This is a genomic window from Novipirellula sp. (assembly GCF_041583735.1).
Lineage (GTDB): Bacteria > Planctomycetota > Planctomycetia > Pirellulales > Pirellulaceae > Novipirellula.
This window is the reverse complement of sequence record NZ_JBFHFD010000032.1, coordinates 20927-29367: the sequence shown is the minus strand read 5'-3', so window position 1 is coordinate 29367 and position 8441 is coordinate 20927. Positions and strand designations below refer to the sequence as shown.

The window sequence follows — 8441 nt, the reverse complement described above, 5'->3', positions numbered from 1 at the left end:
GCCTACTACCCTTCGCCCGACGAATGCCTCGAAGAGATCAGCATGGCTCGAGCGGAGTGTTTGTCAGCCGCGAACAGCGGACAGGTCGATCACGCGCTGTTCTGGTTGCCGGTCTGGGAAGATTGGAGTCGCCGAATGGAGGTCGGCACGTTCATTCGCACCGGCCAAGTTCGACCCTACCAGCGGATGCAGGGCTATTTGATCCGAAAAAAGCTGGAGTTACTTGAACATGAACTTGAGCACGACCCGTTTGAACCGGATGAAACCCAACGGGTTGTGAGGGATATTTTGGGTACCAATTTCCGCTGGGCTCACTCATTTCGGCCAAATCACTGACAATCGATATGCAACGCGATTACAATCGTGGGCGGTCGGACCGGATTGATAGCCCCTTTTGCGGATCATCCGATTCATGTTGATTGTTAGAAAAGACTCTTTGCGCGGCTTTACGCTGATCGAATTACTGGTGGTCATTGGGATCGTTGGTGTTCTGGTCGCGTTGTTGCTGCCTGCTGTTCAGTCGGCTCGCGAAGCGGCACGCAGTACCGATTGCAAGAACCGTATTCGCCAACTTGCTCTGGCGACGCATCTGCACCACGACGCCGTCGGCTACTTTCCGCCGGCCCGTTACGAATCACGTCCCGACGCCGCACCGGCCGACCAGTGCGGACTGGAAACCCCGACGTGGCTGGCTCGTGTGATGCCGTACATCGAACAGGTTTCGCTTGGAGGCCAGTGGGATTTTTCAACGCCTTGGCATCAACATCCCGAGAACGTTCGCACGGTCGTTCCCGACATCTTCCTTTGTCCGTCTCGCCGATCCGGCACGCGACCGATCGGCACACGAAACTTGCGAACCACGGTCACCGGTGAAGGCGGACGTTTGCCATGCGGTTGCCCGATCCCGCCGCGTCCGGTCGATGTGACGCTCGATGTCGAAGGAGCGCTCAGCGATTACGCCGGCAACCACGGTGACCTGACGCCCGGAGCGACGGGAGCACCAACCGATTTCTATTTTGGCGGCAATGGAACCGGGGTGATTATCAGCGTTCGCCCCGATTGCAAGAATGGCCAAGCGATCGGGCCATCGGATCGAGTTCGCATGGCGTCGGTCAGCGACGGAACGTCCAACACGTTCCTGTTCGGTGAAAAGTTTGTGCCCTTCAATGGACTGGCACAGTTCCCTGAGGACTCGCCTGCCTACGACGGCGACCATCTTCCCGCGTCATGTCGCTTGGCCGGCCCCGGCTTGCGATTGGCCAATGGACCCAGTGATGTTCTGGCCGACATGTTTTCGTTCGGCAGTTGGCATCCCGCAGGCGTTCACTTCGCGTTGGTCGACGGCAGCGTTCGGCTGTTCTCGCCCGATACCGACACCAAGCTACTCGGATCGCTGGCTAACCGCGGCGACGCCCGTATTGTGGAGCTAGAAAATTGAACTGCACGCGTGTTCGATCCATCGGGTTTGCGAGCCTCGCCCTTTTCAGCTTGCTGTTGACTGGTTGTGGCAGTTCGAGTGGTTCGTACCAAGGCACTGTCCAGTTCGATGATGGCAGTCCCGTGCAATCCGGCAGCGTTGAATTTCGATCGCTCGCCGACGGAAGTCGCTACGCCAGTCGCATCGCCACCGACGGCAGTTTCTCGCTTGCGGACCAAGAGGGCAGACTCGGTTGTCCGCCCGGCGATTACGAAGTCGTCGTGGTGCAAATCGTCTTGACCGAAGACCTCGCCGCCGAAGCCCACGAGCATGGCCGAACCGTCCCCCGCCGCTTTGCCGACTACTACACCAGCGGGCTGCGAGTGACCAACGATGCCGATTCCACTTCTCCGCTGCGGATCACGCTCCAGCCATCCAGCCAATCGGCGGATTGAGCAAACACAGACAACACGTTCCAGCTGCGTCCGTCACTTTTTTCTGCATGTACAGCCTACTTTTGCTCGGAGGCCACATTTTGCAACCGGTCGATCCCAATGGGAGGCCAGATCTACTAGGAACGCCTCGGGCGATCAAAAGCCGCCCGCTGCCGTTGTTGTGGACCGGATGGGGGCGGCTGCGGGGGGCCGACCGAAAGAACCGCCAGTCCGCGAAGAGACAGGTTTTTGCTTGCACTTCAATCCGTCAACAAAAAAAACGGCGTCTAAAAATTTTTCCAAACGCCGGCTTTCAAATTTTGTCGTGGATGTCAAGCAAGCTGTCTGTCCCGGCCACGGAAGTCTTGCGAACGTCGTTAGCTAACCGAACCATCCTGACAACACCTCGCGAATCGTTGTTGTATCTTCCGCCTGCCAGTTTGCACCAAGTTGCTGGACTACGGGGAGAGGGGTGTTGGCAAAGTGATCCTGCCAGTATCGTGCGGCGATGCGAAACGCTTCGGTTTCGATGATCGCGGCGACAACCTCACTTGCACGATCGCGTTCGTCCATCGTCATCATGGCGACGACTCGGTAAACATCCTGAGCGTGTTTTGCCGCCTGCGCTCGACTGAATTCTCGTCGCTCTTCATCGAGTTGTGGATCTTGAGATTTTGCCCAACGATCACGGGTCGCTGTCAGCTTCATCACGCTCCAAGTGACCGGGTTGGGGACATGCAGGTAGGTATCATCGATTGCAAATTGGAACGGATGCAGTTCCGAACCGACCGCTTCTGGATTGGTTCGGCCATGAACACCTTGATCACCCAGTGATGGCTTGTGTTTGACGCGTTTGTCCGTGGCCGTAATTCCAGCATCGCCCCGATCTGGTCGCTGAGCATGCATTTCTACGATGATCGATTGGTTGCCTTGTAGACGCTTGATGAACTTCCATCGTCGCTCATGTGGACGATCGCTTGCCACGAAACCGTTCCTATTCAAGGCAGTGATGACTGACTGTTGATGAGCGGCATCTTTGATTAGATCAAGCCCGAGCACTAAGTCGACGTCTTTCGTCACTCGCGGAGTCGCATCCCGCCAGTTTCGTATCGGCACGACCGTGCGCGACGAAGAACCTTCGGTGAGCCATCTCTGCTTAAGGAACAGTCCGTACCCGCCGGCGACAAGAATGCCGGTTGACGAAGCGGTACCAAGGTCATGCCAAAGCGGTGAAAAGTGCGGCCACAAAAGATCGTCCATGCTGCTCGTTACGCCTGCGATTGGTTGATGATTGCTTGATACAAATCTTGGGCGGTCTCACGTTGGCGAGCATCGCCGTCATTGAGTTCGAGCCAGGTCTGTATTCGACTGGCATATCGAATACCTTCATTGTCTCGCTCGTTGGCAAAAAAGTATTCGTCGTCTTTGGTTTCATACAGTACGATATCAGCGAAACTAGGGACGCTCTCAGGAGTTAACGATAGCAGTGATTCGGCAAGCTTCAAATTGCTCACTGCCACTTTCAATGGTCCGCCTTGGGCGATCGTGCAATAGCGTGTCGCTGAGGACTCGCCGGTAAGTGACCAAGCCAAGTTCTCAGAATTTGACAGTTCGCTCAGCTTCGGCTTTCCTGCATGGCTTCGATAGCTGCGCTGTCGGCGGGGCGGATTACGACGCCAATGCTTGCCCAGGTGATCTAGCATTCGAATAGGATCGGTGAGCTTGATCGTGTTTCCGTTTTTGATCACAAGCATTTCTTCAACGAAGGTAGCGATCGCTTTGGAGACCTGTGATATCGAAAGGCCTTTCAACTGAGCCTGCTTTTTGATCGCTTCGGTCAAATCGCTCAGAGTGTTCCATTGAGGTTTGCAGATCAGCATCCGGGCGACAAACGCCGAACGACCACGATAAGGATTGGCGACCGGTCGCGAGTCGGGATAGAGATTCGAATGGCCTGTACGCACTACACACATGCGGTTCGGGACATAGACAATGCCATTTCCACACAAGTCGATTCCGCTAACAGCTAGATCCTCGAGTTCGACCAATCGATCCGGCGACAGGTACGGGAGAAAGATCAACGGATGACATTCCAAACGCCGCGCATTGTTGGACGCTTGCTCAATAGCTTTCCTGAAGGCATCCGGCGTAGATCGCGTTTTGCATTCCACAGAGAATTTCTCGGTGGCATCTTCTGCGGCAAACGAGACTTCGATCAGTGCATCGATAGCTTGATCGTAGTGCGGAATCGCGTTTCGAATGACGAGCGGCGGCAGCAATAGCTCACCCGGACGTAGCCTATCGAGCATGAACTGCTCATCAATTCTCGTATTTTCTTCCATTTTCTCGCTTGGGAAAACCGCATTCATTACGAAAATGTAGCTTGTTTTCTAAAATAATCAAGTTTTCCCGCGTGGGAAAAGTCGGTTTCCTTGACAATGCGTCGGGTTTCAATGTCCCCACTGGGCACGCTGAATGCGGTTGGCGGCCTGCAAGCTGCTCGGTCTATGTGGCTGGATTGGGAATCAGCAACACTCTGGCCGTCAACCGACCTGCGATCCACCGAGAGCCCGATTCGTGACGAGTGCAATGCCGTCTTCGAGCAAGTGGACATGCGAAACTACGATCCGTTGATGTCTGTCACGATCGTTGCCACAGCACGTTGCAGCAGCACTCTCTTCCGCAGGGCGAATGTGTCTTTGGATTGACTCGAATGAATTGCCTTCAAACCAATTTATAAAATCGGCGTATCAAGCTGGCTTCTGCTTGGTGTTCGCAATCTGCCCTGCCGGCACTGCAATGGCGGTTTGGTCTTGATACTCAGTGCCCAGTTCCAAGAGGTGGTAACCGAGCCGTTCGCGATGGGTTGAACGCTCGCCCTCAGCTTCGTCAGTTTCGCGATCGGGCGGCGAGAAATGAATCCTTGAATTGCAGGTAGCGTTATGCTACCATGGAAGGCAAGGAGCAAAACGATGGGACAACCTGTCAAACTTTCTGATGAGCTGGTGTGTGACGCACGCGCGACCGCGGAGCTTTCACAACGCAGCATTGCCGGCCAAATTGAATTTTGGGCTGCGCTTGGGAAATCGCTTGAGCCGCTGCTGCGAGGCGATCGGGCGCTGGCACTTCGACAAGCCGGCGCGGTGCGTCCGTTGTCCGAAGCGATCGCGGAAGTGGACTCGCCAGCGGGCCGGCAACGCGTGAGCGACTATTTGCAATCTCGACCGTACCCGCACTACGAACCGGTTTCCGATCGCCCCGGTTTACTTCGCAAGACGAACGAGGACGGCACGGAAACGATTGGCCGATTCGTCAATCGAGTCTTCGAGTCTGCTGACGAGTGACGATGGATTTTGGCTTTCTCGAAAAGCGTCCAATCGTGATTGCGATCGCCGGTTCCAACGGTGCCGGCAAGTCGACGTTCTTTGAAGCTCAATTGGCCGACAGTGGTTTGCGATTCGTGAACGCCGATGAGATCGCTCGCGAATTGAACATCCCAGCGTACGAGGCTGCGGAAGCGACCAGTGCTATTCGATTCGCTTTGATTGCGCGTCGCGAGAGCTTTGTTTTCGAGACCGTGTTATCGGACCCGGTCGGCGAAAAGGTTAAGCAGTTGGCTCAGTATGGGGTCAGCGGCTATGAGGTCGTGATGATCTTCATTCGGATTAATGATGCCGCGACTTCGATCCAGCGAGTGTCGATGCGAGCCAGCCAAGGCGGACACGATGTCCCCGACGAGAAGCTGCAGGCAAGATTCGCTCGCACGCAAGCAAACCTCACCCTGGGGATCGAAAGATTGCCACATGTGCTCATCTTTGACAACTCGGACTTGAGTCACCCGTACCGGTTCGCTGAGCGGTATCAAAACGGCCAACGCGTCGAGATCCCCTGAGACCCATGGTCGGATTGAATAAAACTCAGGCCGAGTAAACTTGTCAGCGACACATGGCACGATGGCCACGTTTTCCCGATAGCACTCTGGGACTTCATAACCTGGAGGTCTGCATCGTACAGAGACAACCGAGACCTTTGCCCGAGATCGGCCCAGCGATCGCCAGCGCCGGCGGCCGGATAGTACTTTTCCAGAGACACCCGGAGAGATCTCTGGCGGGCCAGCGAGGACGTAAGTCCTTGCCCAGGCCGCGGTAAAGCACGAAAAAAGCCGACGTGTGGAAAATTCCCTACGTCGGCTTTTAAGGTTGTTGGTGGATGACAGGCAAGATGCCTATCCCACTTAAGTTGCGGGAGCCGGATTCGAACCGACGACCTCGAGGTTATGAGCCTCGCGAGCTACCGGGCTGCTCCATCCCGCGGTGAAGTTTTCGAGTGAGTGACTTGCGTCTCCCATCGATGTGCAGACTATATGGGAATCCTCGGCAGAGTGTCAACAGGCTGCACATCCCATTTTTAACATTTCTTAACTTGCCCTCCGCCAAAGCCTTTCTCGATCCGCCGCAACCGGAAAAATCGTTATCAGTCGGGGCACTTGTAACGATGATTTCCCCCTGCCAACGCAATTCGCGTCCGTTTCCTGGTTCCGTCGTTCGCATTTTTTTAACTCACACCCTATTCTATGTAGAAGCCTGTTCGTCATGCAAACTTTTCTCTCGCTGTTCGGTTTTTGATGTCGCAAGCGGATTCCCAATCCGATTTGATCCACCCCGATGTGGCTCCCTCACCTCTGGGGGGAACCTCGCACGAGTCGGGTTCCGTTCCCCCTCCGCCACTGCAACCGTCCGCAACCCCAACTCACCCCGCTTCTCATAACACGGCTCCCCAAAGCCGAACTCCCCAAATAAACCGGGGCACTGAAAAACCGAATGGCGATCCGGCAAAAACGGCCCCGCCTTCACGTCCCGCGGTTCCGCCTAGCTCGAGCCCCCCTATTCCTCCGCCGCCGCCGCCCCGCGCGACGCTGCCTCCGCTGCGATCTGCATCGGGGCAAAACGAAGCCACGCTCGGCCCCCACCCGGCAACTCAACCCGCTGCCGTCGTCGCCAGCGGGATCGGTTCGGCCAAATCGCTGCGCTGGCGAGACGAATTGCCTAAGTTCAGCAAAAGCAAAGCGAAGCCCGACGCGGCGTCTGCTGGAACCAGACGGGCCGGAACCGAGCAGGCCAGAACCGAGCAGGCCAGAACCGAGCAGGCCAGCGCCGAGAGCGACGAGCAAGACGGTCCGTCGACCGAAGAAAAAATCGTCAAAGGGGCTCCGCCTTGGTTGATCAGCACCGTCATCCACTTGGTGTTGTTGTTGGCGCTGGCGCTGATCTCGACCCCAGCGGGCGATGCGATCAGTCGCGTGCTGCTGGAAATCGGTCAGAGCGAAACAAAGGAAGAAGTCAACTTTACTGAATTCGTCGTCGACCCCAGTGAAGTGCTGGTGGATGCATCGGATATCGAGACCGATCAAGAAGTGATGGTCGATATTCCGTCAATCTTTGAAGACGCTAATGACTCGGTGGTCTCGGAAGTGGCGATGTCGGACATCGGCTTCGGACCGGAAATCGAGATCGCGCGTCCGATGTTCAACGGACGATCTGGGGCAATGAAGTCGACGCTGTTGGCGCTCTATGGCGGTACCACCGAGACACAACATGCCGTCGAAATGGGATTGGAATGGCTCAGCCGCAATCAGGGCACCGATGGTGGATGGAGTAAACGAGGTCCGTACTCCGATGGTGGTGTGGTGGAAAACCGAACCGCCGCCACGGCGATGGCTCTGCTGGCGTTCCTCGGCGACGGCAACACCCACACCAAGGGCAAGTACGCCGAGCACGTGGACAAGGGGGTCAAGTATTTGGTCAAACAGCAAACGCGAAGCGGTTTCATGGCCAAAGACGCTCGTGGCCACGAACAAGCCTACGCGCAAGCCCAAGCGACCATCGTGCTATGTGAATTGTATGGCATGACCAAAGATTCGTGGCTCCGCGACAAGGCCCAAGCCGCAATCCAGTACGCTCAAGACGCTCAGGGGGAGCAAGGCGGTTGGCGTTATTACCCCAAGTCGGATTCGGACACGTCGATCACAGGATGGTTCGTGATGGCGTTGGAAAGCGGTTCATCGGCGGGGTTAGAAGTTGACCGCAGCGTGTTGTACAACGTCGAAGGCTATTTGGATCTGGCCCAAGCCAGTGGCGGAGCCCAGTACGGCTACCAACCTCGTAGCCGCCCCAGTCCTCCGATGACAGCAGAAGGTTTGCTGTGCCGCCAATACCTTGGTTGGCCGCGAAACCATCCACCCATGGTCCAGGGCATCGACGCGTTGTGGGAGGTCGCTCCCTTCGACTACAACGATCGCGATAGCTATTACTGGTACTATGCGACTCAGTTATTGCACCACTACGGCGGTGAGCCGTGGCAACGTTGGAACGAGAAAATGCGAGTGCAATTGCCCGCCAAACAAGAGACTCGCGGACGCGAACGTGGCAGTTGGGATCCGCAAGGCGACCGCTGGGGGGATCACGGCCGCTTGTATTCAACCTGTTTGTCGCTGTTCTGTTTAGAAGTTTACTACCGCCACATGCCGCTGTATGCTGGCCACGCGGTCGAGTAACCAATGTCGCTGATCGCTCCGCGATCTTGGCGTGTAG

The 8441-nt window shown here is 56.2% G+C and carries 7 protein-coding genes, 1 tRNA gene and 1 pseudogene; 6 read left to right on the top strand and 3 right to left on the bottom strand.

The window, feature by feature from the left end; translation table 11 throughout:
• The 3 genes and pseudogenes from ABX962_RS04655 to ABX962_RS04645 all read left to right on the top strand — a co-directional run.
• Positions 1-336 (top strand): annotated as a pseudogene (locus ABX962_RS04655) (permease); the annotation flags it as partial.
• 76 nt (positions 337-412) lie between these two features.
• Positions 413-1438 carry a DUF1559 domain-containing protein gene (locus ABX962_RS04650; RefSeq protein WP_372717077.1) on the top strand — a complete coding sequence of 342 codons (1026 nt, stop codon included), beginning with the start codon at positions 413-415 and terminating at the stop codon, positions 1436-1438.
• Between the two features lie 50 nt (positions 1439-1488).
• On the top strand, positions 1489-1872 hold the full coding sequence (locus ABX962_RS04645) for a carboxypeptidase regulatory-like domain-containing protein (RefSeq protein WP_372717075.1): 384 nt from the start codon (positions 1489-1491) through the stop codon (positions 1870-1872).
• A 360-nt stretch (positions 1873-2232) separates the two neighbouring features.
• Here ABX962_RS04645 and ABX962_RS04640 read toward each other — a convergent pair whose 3' ends face one another.
• Positions 2233-3111, bottom strand: a complete 879-nt coding sequence (locus ABX962_RS04640; protein WP_372717073.1) for a hypothetical protein — start codon at positions 3109-3111, stop codon at positions 2233-2235.
• An 8-nt stretch (positions 3112-3119) separates the two neighbouring features.
• Positions 3120-4220 carry a hypothetical protein gene (locus ABX962_RS04635; RefSeq protein ID WP_372717071.1) on the bottom strand — a complete coding sequence of 367 codons (1101 nt, stop codon included), beginning with the start codon at positions 4218-4220 and terminating at the stop codon, positions 3120-3122.
• Positions 4221-4823: 603 nt separating this feature from the next.
• Between ABX962_RS04635 and ABX962_RS04630 the strand changes: the two genes are divergently transcribed.
• Complete coding sequence (locus ABX962_RS04630; RefSeq protein WP_372717070.1) at positions 4824-5195, top strand: hypothetical protein; 372 nt, start codon at positions 4824-4826, stop codon at positions 5193-5195.
• A 2-nt stretch (positions 5196-5197) separates the two neighbouring features.
• The gene (locus ABX962_RS04625; RefSeq protein WP_372717068.1) at positions 5198-5743 is read left to right on the top strand and encodes a zeta toxin family protein; all 546 of its coding nucleotides are present in this window, start codon (positions 5198-5200) and stop codon (positions 5741-5743) included.
• 347 nt (positions 5744-6090) lie between these two features.
• Here ABX962_RS04625 and ABX962_RS04620 read toward each other — a convergent pair.
• Positions 6091-6164 (bottom strand) — tRNA-Met (locus ABX962_RS04620).
• 311 nt (positions 6165-6475) lie between these two features.
• Between ABX962_RS04620 and ABX962_RS04615 the strand changes: the two genes are divergently transcribed.
• Positions 6476-8404: a prenyltransferase/squalene oxidase repeat-containing protein gene (locus ABX962_RS04615; protein WP_372717066.1), complete on the top strand. Its 1929-nt coding sequence runs from the start codon at positions 6476-6478 to the stop codon at positions 8402-8404.
• Positions 8405-8441: the final 37 nt, after the last annotated feature.

Bases quoted from the DNA above. Each gene is read 5' to 3' on its own strand.
- ABX962_RS04635 (WP_372717071.1), bottom strand. From the start codon at position 4,220: ATGAATGCGGTTTTCCCAAGCGAGAAAATGGAAGAAAATACGAGAATT.
- ABX962_RS04615 (WP_372717066.1), top strand. From the start codon at position 6,476: ATGTCGCAAGCGGATTCCCAATCCGATTTGATCCACCCCGATGTGGCT.
- ABX962_RS04640 (WP_372717073.1), bottom strand. From the start codon at position 3,111: ATGGACGATCTTTTGTGGCCGCACTTTTCACCGCTTTGGCATGACCTT.
- ABX962_RS04650 (WP_372717077.1), top strand. From the start codon at position 413: ATGTTGATTGTTAGAAAAGACTCTTTGCGCGGCTTTACGCTGATCGAA.
- ABX962_RS04625 (WP_372717068.1), top strand. From the start codon at position 5,198: ATGGATTTTGGCTTTCTCGAAAAGCGTCCAATCGTGATTGCGATCGCC.
- ABX962_RS04630 (WP_372717070.1), top strand. From the start codon at position 4,824: ATGGGACAACCTGTCAAACTTTCTGATGAGCTGGTGTGTGACGCACGC.